We start from the raw sequence: 18,237 nt of genomic DNA, 5'->3' as shown, positions 1-18,237 counted from the left end.
CCACCATGACCATCACCTCAGTACCGCAACCCGCTGGAGCACCAACAGCAACGCCCGCGCCCGTGCAGAACCTGGCCGAATTGGGCCTGCGCGAGTCCTCCACGTTCGACCGCGCCACCATCGCCGACATCCAGCGCGCCGCCGAAACCGGCGTTTACGACATCCGCGGCTGGGGCGCCAAGCGCAAAGTCCCGCACTTCGACGACCTGCTCTTCCTTGGCGCCTCCATGTCCCGCTACCCGCTGGAGGGCTACCGCGAAAAGTGCGATACCGACGTCGTCCTCGGTGACCGGCACGCCACCCGCCCCCTGCACCTGGCCACCCCGGTGACCATCGCCGGCATGAGCTTCGGCGCGCTGTCCGCCAACGCCAAGGAGGCGCTGGGCCGCGGCGCCTCCGAGGTGGGCACCTCCACCACCACGGGCGACGGCGGTATGACGCCTGAGGAGCGCGGCCAGTCCAAGCACCTGGTGTATCAGTACCTCCCGTCGCGCTACGGCATGAACCCGGATGACCTCCGCAAGGCCGACGCCATTGAGATCGTGCTCGGCCAGGGCGCAAAGCCCGGCGGCGGCGGCATGCTCCTGGGCCAGAAAATCACCGAACGCGTGGCCGGAATGCGCACCCTGCCGGTCGGGATCGACCAGCGCTCGGCCAGCCGGCACCCGGACTGGACCGGCCCGGACGACCTGGAAATCAAGATCGGCGAACTGCGCGAGATCACCGACTGGAAGACCCCCATCTACGTCAAGATCGGTGCCTCCCGCCCGTACTACGACACCGCGCTCGCCGTGAAGTCCGGCGCTGACGTGGTGGTGGTGGACGGCATGCAGGGCGGAACCGCCGCCACGCAGCAGGTGTTCATCGAAAACGTTGGCATCCCCACCCTCGCCGCCATCCCGCAGGCCGTCCAGGCGCTGCAGGAGCTCGGGGTCCACCGCAAGGTCCAGCTCATTGTCTCCGGCGGCATCCGCACCGGCGCCGACGTGGCCAAGGCCATGGCCCTTGGTGCCGATGCGGTGGCCATCGGCACCGCGGCGCTGATCGCGCTCGGCGACAACGATCCCCGGTACGCCGCCGAATACTCGGCGCTGGGCTCCGCCGCCGGCTTCTACGACGACTTCCAGGACGGCCGCGACCCCGCCGGCATCACCACCCAGGACCCGGAACTGTCCTCACGCCTGGACCCGGTAGCTGCCGGCCGCCGTCTGGCCAACTACCTGCGCGTCCTCAACATGGAAGCCCAGACCATCGCCCGGGCCTGCGGCAAGTCGCACCTGCGGAACCTGGAACCCGAGGACCTCGTGGCGCTGACCATCGAGGCCTCGGCCATGGCCCGCGTGCCGCTGGCCGGCACCAGCTGGATCCCGGGCGCAGGCCAGGGGAGCTTTTGATGCCTGACGCTTTTTCTGGCTCGTCAGACTTTGTGGTGGTGGGCGCCGGGCTGGCAGGCGCCGCCACCGCCTGGCAGCTCGCCTCCCGGGGCCACCAGGTCACCCTGCTGGAACGCAGTGCCCCGGCCGCGCACGACGGCAGTTCCCACGGCTCCGCCCGGATCTTCCGCTACGCCTACCCGGACCCGTTTTATACGCGCGCCGTCCTGGAGACCAGGGCGCTGTGGGACGGGCTGGCTGCAGCCTCCGGAACCTCCCTGATCACCCCCTTCGGTGCGGTGGACTACGGCCCGGAGCGCAATCCGCGGCTGCTGGCCTCGGTGCTGGCGGAGGAAGGCATTGAGCACGAGCTGCTGTCCGCTGCCGAAGCCCGGACGCGCTGGCCGCAGATCGCGTTCGACACAGAGGTCCTGTGGCACCCCGGCGCAGGGGTTATCGACGCCGAAGGCGCCGTGAACGCCATGGTGGGGCTCGCCGTCGGGCACGGCGCCCGGCTGCTGACCGGCTGGGAGCTGCAGGGCGTGGAGCGCACGGACTCCGGTTACCGGCTGCGCTCGGTGACCGGGGAAACGCTCGACGCCGGCAACGTGGTGGTCAGCGCCGGCGGGTGGCTGCCGGGGCTGCTGGGGCAGCTGTCCCTGCCCGCGGGTTTCCTTGCCGGGCTTCCGGAGATCACCGTCCGGCAGGAGCAGGCGTTCCACTTCAAGTACCGGGATGACGACGGCGGCGCAGGCGTGGGTGCCGCTGCTTCCGGTGCCGCCGGCTGGCCCACGTTCATCCACAAAGCCGCGGACATTCAGGCCTACGGCCTTCCCGGCGGACGCGACGCGGGCTTCGCAGGGCAGAAGGTGGCCGAGTACAACGGCGGGAAACTGATCCCCTCCGCCTTTGACCAGACCGGCGCAGTGGATCCCGCCAACCGGCGCCGTGTGGTGGACTACGTCCGCCGCTACCTGCCCGGCTTGGACCCGGAACCCTACGCCGAGACCACCTGCCTGTTCACCAACACCCCCAACGAGGACTTCCTCATCGACCGCGTGGAGAACCTCACCGTCCTGTCGCCCTGCTCCGGGCATGGAGCCAAGTTCGCGCCACTGATCGGCCAGTGGGCTGCGGACCTGGCCACCGGAACCGGCAGCGTTCCCGGCCGGTTCCGCCCCGCGTCTTCAATACCTGCGACCACCTGGAACGGATACCAGTGAGCCTTCAACAGACAGCACCCACAGCGGATGCCCCGCCTTCCGGCAGGACAAGCGCCCCCACCGTAACCAGCCTGCTGCAGGACATCGCCGCCGTCGGCCGGGACACGTCACGGGGCGGCTATTCGCGGCCGGTTTTCTCAACCGCGGAAACGGACTTGCGGAACTGGTTTATTGAGCAGGCCGGGCGCCGCGGGCTGGACGTCCACACGGACCATAACGGCATCATCTGGGCTTGGTGGGACACCTCCGCCGGGACGCGGAGGGACGCTGTTGTGACGGGCAGCCACCTCGATTCGGTCCCCGGCGGCGGTGCGTACGACGGTCCGCTGGGTGTCGCCTCAGCGCTGGTCGCCGTCGACATCCTCAAGGCCCGGGGGATGCGCCCGCGCCGGCCGCTGGCCATTGCTGTTTTCCCGGAGGAAGAGGGCTCCCGGTTCGGGGTGGCCTGCCTGGGCTCCCGGCTCCTGACGGGGGAGCTGGACCCGGACAAGGCCCGCAGGCTGAAGGACCCGGACGGCAACACCTACGCCGACGTGGCGGCCGCGAACGGGCAGGATCCCCGGCTGATCGGCGCCGATTACAAGGCCCTCCGGCAGCTGGGCCTGTTTGTGGAACTGCATGTGGAGCAGGGCAGGGGACTGATCGACCTGAACCAGCCCGTGGCCATCGGCTCCTCGATCCTGGGCCATGGCCGCTGGAAGCTCAGCATCAGCGGGCAGGGGAACCATGCCGGCACCACCCTCATGACGGACCGCAAGGATCCGATGATCGCCGCCGCTAAAATCATGGTCAGCATTCGCGATACCGCCAGGAAATACCGGGATGCCCGGGCTACGGTGGGCAGGGTCCAACCGGTCCCGGGCGGGACCAACGTGATTGCCTCCCGGGTGGATCTGTGGATCGACGTCCGCCACCCGGAGGACTCCGTCACCGCAGCCCTGGTGGAAGCCATCCGGCTGAACGCCGAGATCTTCGCGGCGGAGGAGGGCTGCCAGGCCCAGCTGACCACTGAATCGCTGAGCACCACCGTGCATTTCGACGGCGGTCTTCGGGACCGGCTGCAGGAACTGCTTCCCGCCGCGCCGGTCCTGGACACCGGAGCAGGGCACGACGCCGGTGTGCTGAGTTCGCATATCCCTACTGCCATGCTGTTCGTCCGGAACCCCACCGGCGTCTCGCACTCGCCGGACGAGCTGGTGGAGGACTGGGACGCGGAGGCAGGCGCCGTCGCCTTGGCAGACTCGCTGGCCGGGCTCTTGGGCGAGGCACGCGCCATCGGCTAGCGAGGCCGTCGGGTTGGCTTCAGTTCCGCACGCGGTACGTCATCAGCACGCAGCCGCCCGAGATGGTGCGTGACTCCGTTAGTTCGAGGTCAATGCGGCGCGTTTGGTGGAAGAAAGGGACTCCGGACCCGAGCAGCACCGGATGCACGTTGAGGCTGACCTCATCAATGAGGCCTGCCTCGAAGAGTGAGCCCGCGAGCTCCCCGCCGCCCATCAGGCAGATGCCCTTGCCCGGCTGGTCCTTGAGCTGCTGGACGAACCCGGCGGCGTCGGCGGAGACCATCTCCACCCCTGGCGGGGGTTCGGCCAGCGTGCGGGAGAAGAGGTACGTGGCAACAGCCGGGATGCCGCTGCCCCCATTGCTTGCCGAGGGGCTGCCCGGGCCTGGATCACCGCCTGGCTCTCCGCCTGGATCACCGCCTGGTTCTCCGCCCATGCCTTGGGCGGCCGCGAATTCCCAGGTCTTCCGGCCCATCAGCACGGCATCCACAGTGGACCAGTACTCAGCCATGACCTCCTCCACGTCGCGGCTGAAATGGAGCCAATCAATGGCGCCGTCACTGCCGGCGATGAAGCCGTCAAGGCTGCACGCCGCACCATAGGTCACGGTCCGCATGGGTCTTTCCTTTCGCTTCCCCGCTCACCCAAAACAGTAGGCATGAGCGGGCGCTTTGGCTATGCCGGATCGTGCCGGGGCGCCCTCCGGTTACTCCTGGTACGTGGATGCCTGCTGCCACCAGTGGTGCAGGTGAAACTCACATGTGAATTTCCGAAACCATCATTTAACACACCGGAAACCTACCCAAGAATGGCAGCCATACAGTTGGAGCACGACGGCAATAGCCACCCTCGGCTGAACGTGGTACTGACCCCGCGTCCCTCCTGACGGAGCGGCTCTGACGGCAACCTACCGTTCTCTCTTCGCATCACGAAAGGGGTTTCCCATGGACTCGGGAAATGTCGCTTGGATTCTCGCCAGCTCCGCGCTGGTCTGCATGATGATCCCCGCCCTGGCCCTGTTTTACGGGGGCATGGTGGGGTCCCGCCGCATTCTCAACATGATGATGATGTGCTTTGGCGGCGCCAGCCTGGTGGCCGTCCTCTGGGCGCTCTTCGGTTACTCAATGGCCTTCGGGAACTCGGTAGGCGGCCTGGGCCTCATCGGGGACGTCACGGAATTCCCTGGCATGGCGCAGCTGCTGCCCGCGGATGAGGGAGCCTCGATTCCGGTGGTCCTGTTCGCCGCGTTCCAGTTGTTCTTCGCCTGTGTCACCACTGCCCTGGTTGCCGGGGCAGCGGCAGGGCGGATGAAGTTCGGCGCCTGGATGCTGTTTGCCGGCATCTGGGCCACCATTGTCTACTTCCCCATTGCGCACTGGGTGTTCGCCTTCTCCGCCGCGGACGGCAGCACTGTTGGCGGCTGGATCGCCAGCGGCATCAAGGCTATCGACTTCGCCGGTGGCACCGCTGTCCACATGAACGCCGGTGCCGCCGCCCTCGCCCTGGCCCTGGTGCTGGGCAAGAGCTCGGGCTGGCCCAAGGTCGATCATGCCAAGCCGCACAGCAGGCCGCTGGTGCTGATCGGTGCAGGGCTGCTGTGGGTGGGCTGGTTCGGCTTCAATGCCGGTTCCGCACTCTCCGCAGGCCAGTCGGCGTCGGTGGTTTTCCTGAACACCGCCGTTGCTGCTTCGGCCGGCCTCCTCGCCTGGGCGCTCGTTGAGCGCCTTCGCCGCGGGGCAGCCACCAGCATGGGTGCGGCATCCGGCCTGATCTCGGCGCTGGTCGCCATCACACCCGCCTGTGGTGCCGTCAGTCCACTCGGGGCGGTGGCCATCGGTGCCATCGCCGGGGCCGTCTGCTCCCTGGCCATCGAGCTGAAGTTCCGCCTGGGCTACGACGATTCGCTCGACGTCGTAGGCGTTCACCTGGTGGGCGGCATCCTCGGCACCCTGCTGATCGGACTGTTTGCTACGGACGCCGCACCCAACGCCGTCAACGGCCTGTTCTATGGCGGCGGCGTGGAACTGCTCGGTGTCCAGGCGCTGGCAACCGTCACCGTCCTGGCCTACTCATTCGGCATCACCTGGATCCTGGCGAAGATCCTGGACAAGACAATTGGCCTGCGCATCAAGCCGGAGGACGAGCTGCGGGGCATCGACCTTGCTGCCCACTCGGAGCTCGCTTACCTCACGGATGAGGATCCGGTGGAGCTTGGTTCGCCGCAGCGGGCCTAGCAGGCACTAGGAATTCCGGGCGGCTGGGGCGCCCGGGATGCAAAGTAAGGCAGAGGGCCAACCCTTGGACCGGTGCCAGCAGCAGCTGGCTTATAGTTCCAAGGTTTGGCCCTTTGTTGTGGTTCGGGCCGCGGGCTGCGTGTTCAATCCAGCGGGTTCAGTGCTCCGGGTTCAGTGTTCCGTGCAGACTAGGTTGCCGCCGCGGACCTCCAGCACTGCTGCCCTGACGTGGCTGAGATGGGTCTTAGGGTCCGGCGTCATGGCGTCGATGTCTTCGCCGCCCCAGTGCGGGTGCGTGAAGTAGACCAGCAGCGCCCGTTCCTTCCCGTCCTCCCGCGCCTCGAGCGGAACCACATCTGCGTGGCGTCCGACGACGGGCCTTCCGTCCGCCTGCTCCGGCTGCGTCAGGATGAGCCCGCCCCGGTGCTCCTGCCGGACCCAATTACCGGCGGCATCGTCCGAGCGGTAGATGGCCTGGCCCCGCCACTCGTCAACGATCATCCAGTAGGTCCCCTGAAGCCGGAAAACCTTGGGCCCTTCGTGGGGACGGCCCGGGATGGTCAGTCCTTCCCGGGTCCACGACGACGGATCCTGGGGTGTGTCGCTCACGGCGCTGCAGGTGTTGGAGCCGCGGGCTTCGTCCTTGTACCAAAGGCGGAAGCGGCCATCCCCGCAGCGCGCCACGGCGGCGTCGATGACGCGGGGCGAATCCAGGTCAACTGCGCCGAGGTACTCCCACGCCACCAGGTCCCGGCTGGCCAGCTGGACGATGGACGCGTTGCCGGTCCAGTCCGTCCTGACCCCGCCCAGCACGGTCAGGTACATAATCCACTGATCGCCGATTCTTACGACGTCGGGAGCCCAGAGAGTGGCGGGCAGTTCCGTTTCAGGGGGCACCAGTCCGTCCAGGGTGCCCTGGTAGCTCCAGTTGAGTCCGCCGTCGGAGGACCTCGCGACGCCGATGGCTGTGCCGTGGACCCATTCGACGCCGGTCAGCCCCGGTGCCGTCGCGCGGCGTTGGGTGTAGAAAAGCACCCACTCACCGGTGAGGTGGTCCGGAACCAGGATCGGATCCGTGGGGCCGTCCCAGAGGGGGTCACGGTATGGGGTTCGGAAGGCGTCCGGGTGCAGTGGAATGAGGGGCCGGGCTGGTTCCGTGGTTGCAGGCAGCGTGACGATGCCCTCTTCGGCCATTTCTGGTGCGTGCATGCTCCTCCAACGTTGTAGTTTTTTGGCTGCACCCCAGCATATTCGTGTTTGACGACTCGTAAAGGCACTTGCGCTACGCAGATTCGCGGGCGCTACCCGGATCGGGGCCGCGTCAGCGAATGTGCGGGTCGGAACCGGATTCGCGCAGGGACCGGAACGGACGGCACTTGCCCTACTCCTGGAACAGCCCTGCCAGATCCTCGGCCGTGATGGAGCCGCCGGCCAAGGCGTCGCCTTCCATGACGTCCGCGAAGAGCTGTGACTTCCGGGCCTTCAGCGCCATAACCTTTTCTTCGATGGTGTCCTTGGCGACCAGCCGGTAGACCATCACGTTCCGCTCCTGCCCGATCCGGTGGGTCCGGTCCACCGCCTGCGCCTCAGAGGCCGGGTTCCACCACGGATCCAACAGGAACACGTAGTCGGCCTCAGTGAGGTTCAAGCCGAACCCGCCTGCCTTCAGCGAGATCAGGAACACGGGTGCGCTGCCGTTCTTGAACTCGCTGACCACGTCGGCCCGGTTGCGGGTTCCGCCGTCGAGGTAGCAGTACTCGATCTTCTCCTCGTCCAGCCGTTCCCGGACCTTGCCAAGGAAGCCCGTGAACTGGCTGAAAATCAGGGCCCGGTGGCCCTCCGCCACCAAGTCGTCAAGCTGCTCGAACAGCACGTCCAGCTTGCTGGACCGGACCGATGACAGCGCCGGATCCACGAGCGAGGCGTCCAGGCTGAGCTGCCGCAGCAGGGTCAGCGACTGGAAGATGGTGAAGCGGTTCTTGTTGACGTCCTCGATGAGCCCCAGGATTTTCTGCCGTTCCCGCTGCAGGTGGGTCTGGTACACCTTCTGGTGGCGCGGATTCAGCACCACTTCCAGGATCTGCTCCTGCTTCGGCGGGAGGTCCTTGATCACCTGGTCTTTGGTGCGGCGCATCATCAGCGGCCGGACCCGACGGCGGAGTTTGTCCAATTGCCCCTTGTCGCCGTTCTTCTCCACCGGCTTCTGGTAGTACTCCGCGAACCGCTTGGGACTGGAAAACAGTCCCGGCGCAACGATGGACGTGAGCGCCCAGAATTCCATGAGGTTGTTTTCCAGCGGCGTACCGGTGATGGCAAGCTTGAAGGCCGCCGGGAGCTTGCGGGCGCACTGGTACGCCTTGGACTGGTGGTTTTTCACAAACTGGGCCTCGTCCAGGACCAGGCCGGCCCATTCGCGGGAGGCATAGGCCTCGTAATCGATCCGGAACAGGGCGTAGGACGTGATCACGATGTCCACTCCCGCGAGCGACTCCGCCGGGACCTGGCTGCTCTTGGCGAACGTCTCGCTGACTGCCTGGATCTTCAACCCGGGAGCGAAACGCGCTGCCTCCAGGGCCCAGTTGCCCACGACGCTGGTGGGCGCCACCACCAAAAAGGGAGCGCCGGCGGCGGACGCGGCACCTGCAGCCCCAGCCACGGCAGGATCTTCAGCAGCGGCGGTGGCCAGTTCCTTCGCCGCGCACATCAGGGCCAGCGCCTGAACGGTCTTGCCGAGTCCCATGTCGTCGGCGAGGATCCCGCCCAGGCTGTGCCGGTACAGGAAGGTGAGCCAGTTGAAGCCCTCCTGCTGGTACGGACGCAGTTCCGCGTTCAGGGTGGCCGGGAGCGGCAGGCCGTCCACGCCGCCCTCAAGCAAACCGCCAACCGCCGAGCGCCAGGCTGCCGCCTGTTCGTCAACGATCCCCAGCTGGGCAAGCTCATCCCACAGGCCGGCCTGGAAACGGCTGATCTGCAGCGGCGCATCCTTGTTGTCCTGCAGGGACCGGGCTTCCTCGATTAACGCCCGCAGCTGGTGCAGTTCGGGGAGGTCCAGCGAGAAGTAGGCACCGCTGGGCAGCAGCATCCTGGTCTGTCCCGCCGCCAGCGCGGAGAACACAGCGGCGAAGGAAACCGGCTGCCCCTCAAGCGAGATCTGGATGCCGAGGTCAAACCAGTCGCGCTGCTCGGTGGCTTTGGTGGAGATGGAAACCACCGGCGCTTCCTCAGCCTCGCGATAGTCCGCGATGTCACCCGCGGTATCAACGTCCACGTCCGGAGCCTGGCGCAGGCGGGGCAGTACTTCCTCGGTGAACGCCAGTGTGTCCAGGCCCTTCAGCTCTGCCGACGCCGCGAGCCGGGGAGTGCCCCAGCCGCCCGTAGCGGATTCACCCAGGGCCGGGACCACGTCCCAGGGCTGGCCGATGCCTTCGAGGATCCGGGCTTCGGCGGTGTCGTCGCGGTAGCCGTGGTCGCCGGGGTGCCGCCACAGCGGCTGGGCGGTGACCAGGTTTCCCGTTTTGTAATGCCATTCCCAGTGGAGCCGCACCGTGTGGTCGGCGCCGTAGTTTGCCAGCAGGGAGAGCGTGGGGACGGCAAGCGTGGGGAGCTCGACGGACTCATCGCGGGCTGTGACGCGGGCCGTTTGCTTCAGCTTGGGGTAGAAGCCGGTGAGGAAGCGGGACTCGTCCTTGGCAGGAATGTGAAGGGTGCTGCCGGCGGTCACAAACGCCAGCAGCTCCTCGCTCAGGCCGCTTTCCAGTGGTGCCAGCGTAATGACGCCGTCGGGGTCGGGAACCCCGGGCAAGGCGGCCTCCCCGGACGTCACAAAAATCCCGTGCGCGGGCCGGCCGATGGTCCCAACGGACGCCGGATCGACCTCGACTCCCTCGACGGTCACCGTGGGCGCAAGCTCCAGCCCGCCGTCGGACCCCTGAACCTTGGCGGCCGTGCCGGGTACGGCAGCGGAAGGTTCAGTAGTAAGCGGCGAGCCGTAACGGCTGAGGTTCAGGCCGACGGCGGCGGGGGACTCCGCGAGCCGTACCGGGTCGGTGCCGCGCGAGTGAACAAGAGCCAGGCCGATCTTGTGGGCGTCGGCCAGCAGGCTCCAGAGGTTCTTCCCGGAGTAGGTGTTCAGGCCCAGCCAAAGGCCCGATGAGTTCTGCATCCGGCCGGCCGAGGCGGAGTGGGCGGCCAGGAACTCCTGCATCCACTCGACGTGCGACTCGTTGCACTCCCGCCGGAAGTTCAGGTAGCTCAGGGTGTTCCACGAGACGTCGCCGCGGATCCACTTGCCCTTGGCGCCCATGATCACCGGGCGGGCCTTGAGCTGGCGGACGCTGCGCAGCGGGTCCCTGCGGCCTGTGTAGGAGAAGTGGGGCGCGGGCTCCTCGATCTCAAACTGGAGCGCCAGGGGGACGCCGTTGGTGGAGGGCGAGATGCCGGGCTGGGAGATGAGCGGGCTGAGGGCCCGTTCCCAGTCAGAAACGGCACTCGATGGTTCCCGGGACACCTGGGTGGTGGTGGCGGGTGAAAGCAACTGCACGCGCGTGGCCGGGTTGTCCTCGGCCGCGAAGAGCAGCGCCGCCACATGTTTGCAGTCTTTGCGGACCGGGCAGCTGCACACACCCACAGTGCAGCTCCAGCCGCCACCCCTGCGGACAAGCTTGGCGGTGGTCGAATACGGCAGGTCCGCGCCGCCGCGGACCTTGCCCAGCATGAGTCCGGTGGCGGCGTCGAACGAAATGCCGGAGACACGACTTCCCATGGCGTAAGCCAGCCCGGCCGCCAGGGAACGGTCGTTGATGGCGGGGGTCTGTATCGCCAGTGCCGCACTCTCGTCCGGTTGGGATGGCATGGTGCGCGCTACTTTCAGCAGGCCGCGGCGGGGCCGGGCCGGTGGTTGGTTATCTGATCCATCTTAGTTCGCCCGCGGGGAAGGCAGTGCCGCCGCCTGCCTCCAGCCAGGGAGAACTGGCCCCGCAATCTTCGCCGGACGTTCACTTCCCCCTCAACGCCGTGTCAGTCTGGCGCCCGTAGCGTGAAAAGTGTTCGAGCACCACCCGCTTACAGCAGTGAGGATTGCCATGACCACCAGCCAGCAGCCAGTCGTTCTGACCAGCAGCAGCATCGAATCCAGCGACGAGGACGTCGTAGAGGCCAACGTGAGCGTCGTGGATGCCATGCACACTGCCCTGCTCCGCACCGAAGAAATGTCACCCGTCGCCGTCCGCAGCTACTACGTGGACTTCTACCTCACCCAGGCACTCGAGGGTGGCTTCGCGCAATACGTTTTCACCGCCGTCGACAGGGCGGAAACGGACACGCTCATCCGGGAAGGCATGGCGGGAATGGGAGCCACCACGCACCTGGACCTCTTCAACCGGTCCATCGAGGCATTCGATGACCTGTCCGACGAGGACGAAGAGCAGTACCTCGACGGCGGCCTGGATGACTCGGAGGACACTCCCGACGGCGTCCTCCGGATGGAGGAGCTTGACGGCGAGTTCGAGGAGCTGCTGGAGACGGAGAACATCACCGCGCTAAACGCCGCCTGGCTGCGCGGCCAGGCCGAACTGCTGGTGCTCGACGACGAGGAAATCGGCGCGTACATTGAGCGCCTCGTGGCCCGGATCCCGGACCTGCCGGAACGTCAGGCGCAGGCCGACGCCGAGGCCCTTGAGGATGCCCCGGACTTCGAAATCATCATCCGCGAACTCTGCAGTATCGCTGGCTACGAGCTGCTCAAGATCACCATGGGCGACCCCAACTACCTGCACGACGGCGGGAAGACCCTGGCGTGGCACTTCTCCACTGACCACGGCGACTTCCTGATGGTCGAGGAAGACGACGAGGCTTTTATGATCAACCCCGAAACGCAGGAAATCGTCGCTGCGGTGGAGTTCGAGGAAGCCGACGCCGCGATGGCCGACGCCTAGGAGCCGTCCTGAGGGGGCGTCCGCAGGGGCGCCCCCAGCTGTTCCCGCCGTTAGTAGCCTGTGCCCTCAGCTGTTCTGGTCCAGGGCCACGTTGAGGATGCCCAGCAGTCCGTCGTCCACGTGGTCGGCTGAGGTAAGGCGTACCCTGCGGGTAAAAGGGTCATCGGCCCGGGTCTTGACGGTTTCGATCCGGCCCTCCGCGGGGGCGTCGAGACGTAGCGTCACGTCCACGGCGGTGTTGGTGGTCCGGGTAACCTGCGCGAACTTCCGCCGCGGGCTGTGCAGGGACACGTAGCCCTTCCGCATCTGGATCTCCACACCCTCCGTGGCCGAGGCCCACGCGAGGATGGCATCCGCGATGGGCCTCAAATGCGGGTGGCTGGCGTACTGCCCGTTGATCAGCTCGTCGGCGTCGCGCAGCATAAAGTCCGGGTAGCCGAACATTTCCCATGACACCGCGTACTGCGCGTACCCCGTCACCCCGAAGGTATCGCGCATCCAGGCGCGGAGCTCGCCGTCGGTCTTGATTCCTGCGGCGAGCGCCTTCCCGACCCAGTACGCCGTGTCCTCGCCGGTCTTCCTGACAAGCAGTGCTCTGTTGCTGTCCACCATCGACTGCCAGGTGTTCGGCTTTTTTGAGGACTCCGGGATGGCAGGCATGCATCGATCGTAGCGCCGTGAAAAAAGATTCCGCTCACCCGTAACCTTTCCAGCGTCCCCCGCGATGTAGGAGGTGATGGGTCCGCCCGACGGACCCGAATCAAACGTGTTGTCTAGGTTTTTGGAGTGTCATATGTCGTTGTTCACCGTTCTCGCCACCAGCAAGATCGCCGCGGGAGTACTCGCTGCCGGAACCCTGGCCGTCGGCGGAACCGGCGCCGCTGCTGTTTCCGGCGTCCTCCCCGCGGAAGCACAGCAGAGCGCCCACGATCTCTTCGGCGCACCGGCTCCGGAGCTCGTGGACGAAGCAGCTGCTGACGCGCAGGAAGCCGCTGACACCGCAGCCGTCGCCGGCGGCAGCACCGCCATTGATGCTGGAGCCGAAGCCGCAGGAACCGCCACAATCTCCGGGGACAACGTCGCTGCCAAGGCCTCCGCCTCCGCTGCTGCCGGCACGGCCGTTGACGCAGCCGGCGCCGCAGCCATCGGCCTCTGCACCGCCTTCACCAACGGTGGCCTGGACGCTTCCGCCGAAGGCTTCTCGTCGCTGGCCATTGCAGCGCAGGGTGAAGCAAACATTGAAGGCTTCTGCGCCGACGTCGCAGCCCAGGCTGATGCTACTGCCGAGGCTGGCGCCGCTGCTGCCGGCACCGCTGCTGTTGAGGTTGAGCGTCCCGAGGTTCCTGCTGTTCCCGCCATCCCTGCTGTCCCGGGTATCGACGGCGCGCCCGCAGTTCCGGCAATCCCGGCAGTTCCTGAGGTGCCGGCTGCCCCGCTCGAGGGCGGCACCCCGGCCGTCGAGGCACCGGCCGTTTCGGTCCGCTAAGCGGCCTTGGCTAGTGTGTACTGCGGGAAACGGCGCAGCGTCCGTTTCCCGCAGTACGCCGATTCCGGGCCCAGGACGCCTGGAAACTGCCGGCCCGGGAGGCCGGTCCGGGAATTAAGCCCGGAGACACCTGCCGGAAGGCAGCGGGGGAAGTAAGCGCAGGACCGTAGACCGCACCGTAAAACCGGGACAGGCGTTGCCTTGTCCCGGGATGGAGGAGCCGCCGGTGCAAGACACTTTGGCCCAAGAAGAGATCGACATATTCGACGACGCAGCCGGAACGGACCCGGCTGCGCTGTTCGGCGTTGCCTACCGGTCCTTTGCGGGTCCGGTGCTGGGTTACCTGAAGGCACGCGGCGTCGACGATCCCGAAGCCGTAACCCAGGACGTGTTCCTGGCGTTCTTTCCGAGGATCAGCGGCCTCACAGGCGGGCTGCAGGGGGCCAAGGCGTTGCTGTTCTCCATTGCCCACGCCCGGATGGTGGACCACTACCGGCGGCTGGAACGCAGGCCCCAACTGACTCCGTACGACCCGCTGGAAGACAGCCGAAGCACCCCCTCAGCGGAACACTGTGCGGTGGAGCTGAACGGGGCGGCTGCCGCCCTGCTGGACGGGCTCACTGACGAACACCAGGAAGTGCTGGCCCTGCGGGTCGTGGCCGACCTTTCCATCGAACAGGTGGCCGGCATCATGGGCAAAAGTGAAGGGGCGGTCAAACAGCTCCAGCGCAGGGCCCTGCAGAACCTCAAGGCACAGACGCTCAAAAGAAACCAGGCAAACCATGAGTGACACCGCAGGATTCCGCCGCGACGGGTCCGTTGACCAGCTGCTGTTGGAGGCAGGCCTGGACGGCGACACCGGGCTGCGCCCCGTTCTTCTGGAGATGCAGGCCCTGGGCTCTGTTGCGCCCGAACCAACCGCTGAGCTGCTCGCCCTGATGGCCGGTGGCAACGGTCTGGCCGGTGCAGGTACCGGTGCCGGTGCATATGCCGCTGCCGCCGCCGAGCATGGAGCACCCGCCGAGCAGACCGCACCCGCCGAGCATGGAGCACCCGCCCCGCAGGCACCCGTCGTCACTGCAATGCAAGCTGCTGCAGCACATGTCGAGCCAGCTGAAGCGCCTCCCGAGCCAGCTGAAGCTCCTGCTGACGAACTGGCTGCCCGCCGCAGGGCAAAGCGCCGGGTCACCCTGACGGCCTTTTCCGTGGCGGTTTCACTGAGCGCCGGAGGTGCTGTTGCCGCAGCATCAGATCAGGCCATCCGGAACTCGTTTACCCAGCTTAACCAGGCTGTCACTTCCTTCATCACCGGGTCCGGCGGCGCACCTGCGGACGATCAGGCCAAACACCCCGCGGCACCCCTGCCTTCGGCACCCGCTGTTGGCCCGCCGGCCGGATCTTCCCCTGGTGACCCGGCCTCTATCCCGGCGGACCCCGCCGCAGCCACGCACCCGACAGCAGGTCCGCCGTCGGGTACCCCGGCCGCGGAAGGGTCCGCCACAAGCCAGCCAACTTCCCCGGGTAAGCCCGGGGAAGTCCCCGCTTCTGAAACCCTGCCCGGAGCTGTTCCCGGCCCCATCGCCGAAGAACTGGGTGGATCACCGGAGGTGCCGGTTCCTTCACAGGTTCCCTTGCCGCCGACGTTGCCGGCAATCCCGCTCCCGTGACCGGCGCCGGCACCCCGGCTTACCGTCCCCGTAGGGACACTATTTGGCAGCTGTGGTGATCATTTCGCCGGCCGGATCCGCAAGGTACCAAACGTCGTTGACGCCCTGGCCCAGGATGTCACCGGCCTTGGTGTCCTTGACGTAGTAGTACAGCGGCATGCCGTTCAGCGTCACTTGCTTTGCGCCCTCCGGCGTGGTGATGGTGCCCACGGTCCCGGTTACGCCTTCAACCTTGGGCTCGTCTGATGTGGTGAGGAGCGGCGGCCACGCAGTCAGGCACCCCTCCGTGCAGGCACTGGTCCCGGAATCCTTCACATCCTTGGTGAAGTAGTAGAGGCTCATCCCCTTGGCATCCACCACAATGTCCCCGAGGCTGGAGGAAGCGATCATGAGGTCGACGCCCGCGGCTGCAGTGGGCGCTGGGGACGTGGCATTGGGAGCGGCCGACGAGGTGGCGGGAGCGGCAGTGGTAGCCGCAGGGGTGCTGGCTGCAGGGGTGGTTCCGCCGCCGCCGCCGCACCCGGTCAGGGCCGCCGACAGCGCGAGGATGGCGAGGCCTGCTCCCAAATGCTTTTTCATGGGTTGCTCCTTGGTTGGGCCCGGCGCCTAATTACCGGACGCTAACGACTACGACGTCTCCGGGTGAAGAATGGTTCAAATGAACCAAAATCCGGCTGGGGACGTCGTATCAGCCGGAAGCAGCACCCAGGCGAGCCGTGCTGCAGGCCGGGTCGGGAGGTCCTGAAATGCCGCTGGACGAAGACGTTGTGGAGTCCATCTACCGTGAACACGGCCCGGCCCTCCGCCGCTTTGTGCTCAGCGCCTCCAGGGACCCGCAATTGGCAGAGGACGTGGTCCAGGAAACCGTGCTCCGAGTTTGGCAGCACGCGCCGGAGGTCACCGGAAGCCTCCGCAGCTATCTCTTCCGGACAGCCAGGAACATTATGATCGACAACTACCGCCGGGCGCAGCGCCGCCCGGTTGAGACCTTGGATGACGGCCTTGCCGACAGTGCGGAGGCGGTGGAACGCGTGGATGAGTTGCTGAACAGGGTGCTGATAGAGGAAGCGCTGCTCCGCCTCAGCTCGGAACACCGGGACGTGCTGGTTGCCCTGCACTACCGGCGGTTTACCGTGAATGAGGCAGCGGTGCAGTTGAACGTCCCGAGCGGGACAGTGAAATCCCGCGCCTATTATGCCGTTCGGGCGTTGCGGACCATCCTGGACGAGATGGGGGTGGAACGGTGAGCGTTTTCGAGCAGCATCATTTGCTGGGCGCGTACCTCTTGGGCGGTCTGGAACCCGAGGACGTGAAGAGTTTTGAATCGCACCTGCGGGGATGCGCCAGATGCCGGGACGAGCTTGCCCGCCTTGAGAAACTGCCTGTGCTGCTGGACGCCCTTCCGGTGCCGGACGCCGTGGCGCTCACGGTTGTTCCGGTGGGATCCGGCGCCCCTCCCGCCCCTCCCTCCGTGGCCCCGGTGCACCTCCTTTCCGAACTGGCCCACCGCCGTCGCAGGACACGACGGCGGTGGGGGGCTTTGGGAGGTGCGGTCGCCGCAGCGTGCCTCGCCGTGGGACTGGCGGTGGGGCCGCTCCTGAACCGGCCCGCGCAGCCGGACGCCACATATTCCGTGCAATCCGGGGGAGGGCTGCAGTTCAGCATCGATATGGCCCGGAAGAACTGGGGAACCGAGCTGGCCGTGAACGGCAGCAGCCTGCCCTCCGACGGGACCCTGTCGCTGTGGGTGCGGGACCGTGCCGGGGGAGAGGACCGCGCCTGCGCCTGGACGGCCACGCCGAGCGGCCGGGTCAAGGTCACGGGAGCCACGCCCATCCAGCTGGCCAGCATCTCGAGCGTGGAACTGCGGGACGGCACCCAGCAGGCAGTTGCCGTGATCACCGTGCCGTGAGGTCCGCGCGATCATTGTGCTGCATGGCTGCCTTCGGGCATGGAGATGAAGGGTTCGGCACGTACGGGGGCATGGGTGCCACCCTTGGATGCCGGTGCCCTGGTAACCGTGCGGCTGCCGCTATTACTGGGTCATTCTTGCGAGCCGGGCACGGACGATCATGTACGCGCCGTAGCAGATCAGTCCTGCGCCCACCGCTGCCAGGAGGTACACCCCGAAGGGCTGGTCGCGGAGCGCGCGAAGACCGCCGTCCAGTCCGGTGGATTCCTCGGGATGCGCGGAGAGTGCGGCAACGGCAATCAGCAGGCCGGTGAGCAGCAGCACGATTCCCTTCGCCACGTACCCTGTCATGCCCAGCACTGTAACTGCTTTCCTGGAGGTGGGGGATGCGGGCATCGTGAGGTGTTTTTCAAAGGATTTCCGCAGGCCCCGAATGCCGTACACCACGCCGGTGACGGCGATGCCAACGCCCAGCAGGACCAGTAGCGCCACGCCGCCCGGCGCCTTCATCACGGAAGCTGTGAGATCGCTCGCGGCCTGCTGGTTGTCCACGCCCGAACCGGTGCCCCTTGCGAACGACATCAGCGTAAGGGCAAGCCCTGCGAACACCAGCGCCTGCGCGGCCGCCTTGGCTTTCTTCCCGGCCTTCTCCTTGGTGGGCAGCCGATTGTAGTCGAAGATGGCATCGCTGGTCTGCCACAGCGCGAGGGCTGCGCAGGCGGCGAAGCTGGCCCACAAAAGGAACGGCCCGGCCGGCTGGCTGGCGAGCTCAGCCACCGCGCCGCTGAAGTCAGCGTTGCCCGTCCCGCCCGTCGCCAGGCGGATAGCGATGGCGCCCACCAGCAGATGCAGGATCCCGCTGGCCGCAAATCCCGCCCGCGCGAGCAGCTCCAGCGTGCGGGAGTTGGTGGCATTTTCCGCCGCATCAGCGGCCTGTCTCAGTTCTCTTTTGATGGCTGTTCCTTTTATGCCAGCTCCGGTTTTCTGCAGCGCCGGTGCATTGATATTTCGTGCCCCCGCACAAGGGCAATCGTGTCACGCCAGGGTGCCCGGGGCCAGTGGTCCGCAAGGACTATGTGGTTTAGGCCGCGGGGAACAGGAAGCAGCTGAAAGTGGGGGTCGCTGA

General features: G+C 66.8%; 16 protein-coding genes. 10 read left to right on the top strand and 6 right to left on the bottom strand.

Annotation, left to right across the window (positions count from 1 at the left end; all coding sequences use genetic code 11):
• Positions 1–5: 5 nt before the first annotated feature.
• The 3 genes from ACFVYC_RS05495 to ACFVYC_RS05485 are packed head-to-tail and all read left to right on the top strand — an operon-like array spanning position 6 to position 3,879.
• Complete coding sequence (locus ACFVYC_RS05495; RefSeq protein ID WP_387547643.1) at positions 6–1,394, top strand: FMN-binding glutamate synthase family protein; 1,389 nt, start codon at positions 6–8, stop codon at positions 1,392–1,394.
• Entirely contained in the window at positions 1,394–2,596 is a 1,203-nt protein-coding gene (locus tag ACFVYC_RS05490; RefSeq protein ID WP_387547640.1) for an FAD-dependent oxidoreductase, read from the top strand. The genes ACFVYC_RS05495 and ACFVYC_RS05490 overlap by 1 nt, the downstream gene beginning before the upstream one ends.
• Positions 2,593–3,879 carry an allantoate amidohydrolase gene (locus ACFVYC_RS05485; protein ID WP_387547637.1) on the top strand — a complete coding sequence of 429 codons (1,287 nt, stop codon included), beginning with the start codon at positions 2,593–2,595 and terminating at the stop codon, positions 3,877–3,879. Before ACFVYC_RS05490 ends, ACFVYC_RS05485 begins: the two co-directional genes overlap by 4 nt.
• A 19-nt stretch (positions 3,880–3,898) precedes the next feature.
• On the opposite strand, the gene ACFVYC_RS05480 is transcribed toward ACFVYC_RS05485, so the two are convergent.
• Complete coding sequence (locus ACFVYC_RS05480) at positions 3,899–4,495, bottom strand: dihydrofolate reductase family protein (RefSeq protein WP_387547634.1); 597 nt, start codon at positions 4,493–4,495, stop codon at positions 3,899–3,901.
• Between the two features lie 328 nt (positions 4,496–4,823).
• Between ACFVYC_RS05480 and ACFVYC_RS05475 the strand changes: the two genes are divergently transcribed.
• Positions 4,824–6,113, top strand: a complete 1,290-nt coding sequence (locus tag ACFVYC_RS05475; protein WP_387547631.1) for an ammonium transporter — start codon at positions 4,824–4,826, stop codon at positions 6,111–6,113.
• Between the two features lie 171 nt (positions 6,114–6,284).
• Here the strand turns inward: ACFVYC_RS05475 and ACFVYC_RS05470 are convergent, their stop codons facing one another.
• On the bottom strand, positions 6,285–7,322 hold the full coding sequence (locus tag ACFVYC_RS05470) for a glycoside hydrolase (RefSeq protein ID WP_387547628.1): 1,038 nt from the start codon (positions 7,320–7,322) through the stop codon (positions 6,285–6,287).
• A gap of 172 nt (positions 7,323–7,494) precedes the next feature.
• The gene (locus tag ACFVYC_RS05465) at positions 7,495–10,965 is read right to left on the bottom strand and encodes an SNF2-related protein (protein ID WP_387547625.1); all 3,471 of its coding nucleotides are present in this window, start codon (positions 10,963–10,965) and stop codon (positions 7,495–7,497) included.
• A gap of 229 nt (positions 10,966–11,194) precedes the next feature.
• Between ACFVYC_RS05465 and ACFVYC_RS05460 the strand changes: the two genes are divergently transcribed.
• A complete protein-coding gene (locus ACFVYC_RS05460; RefSeq protein ID WP_387547622.1) occupies positions 11,195–12,046 on the top strand; it encodes a hypothetical protein in 852 nt (283 codons plus the stop codon).
• A gap of 66 nt (positions 12,047–12,112) precedes the next feature.
• Here the strand turns inward: ACFVYC_RS05460 and ACFVYC_RS05455 are convergent, their stop codons facing one another.
• On the bottom strand, positions 12,113–12,706 hold the full coding sequence (locus tag ACFVYC_RS05455) for a DUF5655 domain-containing protein (RefSeq protein WP_387547619.1): 594 nt from the start codon (positions 12,704–12,706) through the stop codon (positions 12,113–12,115).
• Positions 12,707–12,839: 133 nt separating this feature from the next.
• Between ACFVYC_RS05455 and ACFVYC_RS05450 the strand changes: the two genes are divergently transcribed.
• From ACFVYC_RS05450 to ACFVYC_RS05440, 3 genes are all read left to right on the top strand, one after another.
• Complete coding sequence (locus ACFVYC_RS05450; protein ID WP_387547616.1) at positions 12,840–13,532, top strand: protein tyrosine phosphatase; 693 nt, start codon at positions 12,840–12,842, stop codon at positions 13,530–13,532.
• 211 nt (positions 13,533–13,743) lie between these two features.
• On the top strand, positions 13,744–14,322 hold the full coding sequence (locus ACFVYC_RS05445; RefSeq protein ID WP_387547613.1) for an RNA polymerase sigma factor: 579 nt from the start codon (positions 13,744–13,746) through the stop codon (positions 14,320–14,322).
• Complete coding sequence (locus tag ACFVYC_RS05440; protein ID WP_387547610.1) at positions 14,315–15,199, top strand: hypothetical protein; 885 nt, start codon at positions 14,315–14,317, stop codon at positions 15,197–15,199. Before ACFVYC_RS05445 ends, ACFVYC_RS05440 begins: the two co-directional genes overlap by 8 nt.
• Positions 15,200–15,238: 39 nt before the next feature.
• On the opposite strand, the gene ACFVYC_RS05435 is transcribed toward ACFVYC_RS05440, so the two are convergent.
• On the bottom strand, positions 15,239–15,778 hold the full coding sequence (locus tag ACFVYC_RS05435) for a hypothetical protein (protein WP_387547607.1): 540 nt from the start codon (positions 15,776–15,778) through the stop codon (positions 15,239–15,241).
• Positions 15,779–15,945: 167 nt separating this feature from the next.
• On the opposite strand from ACFVYC_RS05435, the gene ACFVYC_RS05430 reads away from it, so the two are divergent.
• Positions 15,946–16,446, top strand: coding sequence for a sigma-70 family RNA polymerase sigma factor (locus tag ACFVYC_RS05430; protein ID WP_387547604.1), 501 nt, complete (start codon positions 15,946–15,948; stop codon positions 16,444–16,446).
• On the top strand, positions 16,443–17,111 hold the full coding sequence (locus ACFVYC_RS05425) for an anti-sigma factor family protein (RefSeq protein WP_387547601.1): 669 nt from the start codon (positions 16,443–16,445) through the stop codon (positions 17,109–17,111). The genes ACFVYC_RS05430 and ACFVYC_RS05425 overlap by 4 nt, the downstream gene beginning before the upstream one ends.
• A 123-nt stretch (positions 17,112–17,234) precedes the next feature.
• On the opposite strand, the gene ACFVYC_RS05420 is transcribed toward ACFVYC_RS05425, so the two are convergent.
• Positions 17,235–18,053 carry a DUF1206 domain-containing protein gene (locus ACFVYC_RS05420; RefSeq protein WP_387547917.1) on the bottom strand — a complete coding sequence of 273 codons (819 nt, stop codon included), beginning with the start codon at positions 18,051–18,053 and terminating at the stop codon, positions 17,235–17,237.
• Positions 18,054–18,237: the final 184 nt, after the last annotated feature.

It is taken from the genome of Pseudarthrobacter sp. NPDC058329 (assembly GCF_042879835.1).
Lineage (GTDB): Bacteria > Actinomycetota > Actinomycetes > Actinomycetales > Micrococcaceae > Arthrobacter.
The sequence above is the reverse complement of the archived record's forward strand: the minus strand, read 5'-3'. Positions and strand labels throughout refer to the sequence as shown.

Coding starts and splice junctions, on each gene's coding strand:
- ACFVYC_RS05435 (WP_387547607.1), bottom strand. CDS start 15,778: ATGAAAAAGCATTTGGGAGCAGGCCTCGCCATCCTCGCGCTGTCGGCG.
- ACFVYC_RS05445 (WP_387547613.1), top strand. CDS start 13,744: ATGGAGGAGCCGCCGGTGCAAGACACTTTGGCCCAAGAAGAGATCGAC.
- ACFVYC_RS05440 (WP_387547610.1), top strand. CDS start 14,315: ATGAGTGACACCGCAGGATTCCGCCGCGACGGGTCCGTTGACCAGCTG.
- ACFVYC_RS05460 (WP_387547622.1), top strand. CDS start 11,195: ATGACCACCAGCCAGCAGCCAGTCGTTCTGACCAGCAGCAGCATCGAA.
- ACFVYC_RS05455 (WP_387547619.1), bottom strand. CDS start 12,706: ATGCCTGCCATCCCGGAGTCCTCAAAAAAGCCGAACACCTGGCAGTCG.
- ACFVYC_RS05490 (WP_387547640.1), top strand. CDS start 1,394: ATGCCTGACGCTTTTTCTGGCTCGTCAGACTTTGTGGTGGTGGGCGCC.
- ACFVYC_RS05495 (WP_387547643.1), top strand. CDS start 6: ATGACCATCACCTCAGTACCGCAACCCGCTGGAGCACCAACAGCAACG.
- ACFVYC_RS05430 (WP_387547604.1), top strand. CDS start 15,946: ATGCCGCTGGACGAAGACGTTGTGGAGTCCATCTACCGTGAACACGGC.
- ACFVYC_RS05480 (WP_387547634.1), bottom strand. CDS start 4,495: ATGCGGACCGTGACCTATGGTGCGGCGTGCAGCCTTGACGGCTTCATC.
- ACFVYC_RS05450 (WP_387547616.1), top strand. CDS start 12,840: ATGTCGTTGTTCACCGTTCTCGCCACCAGCAAGATCGCCGCGGGAGTA.
- ACFVYC_RS05475 (WP_387547631.1), top strand. CDS start 4,824: ATGGACTCGGGAAATGTCGCTTGGATTCTCGCCAGCTCCGCGCTGGTC.
- ACFVYC_RS05470 (WP_387547628.1), bottom strand. CDS start 7,322: ATGCACGCACCAGAAATGGCCGAAGAGGGCATCGTCACGCTGCCTGCA.
- ACFVYC_RS05465 (WP_387547625.1), bottom strand. CDS start 10,965: ATGCCATCCCAACCGGACGAGAGTGCGGCACTGGCGATACAGACCCCC.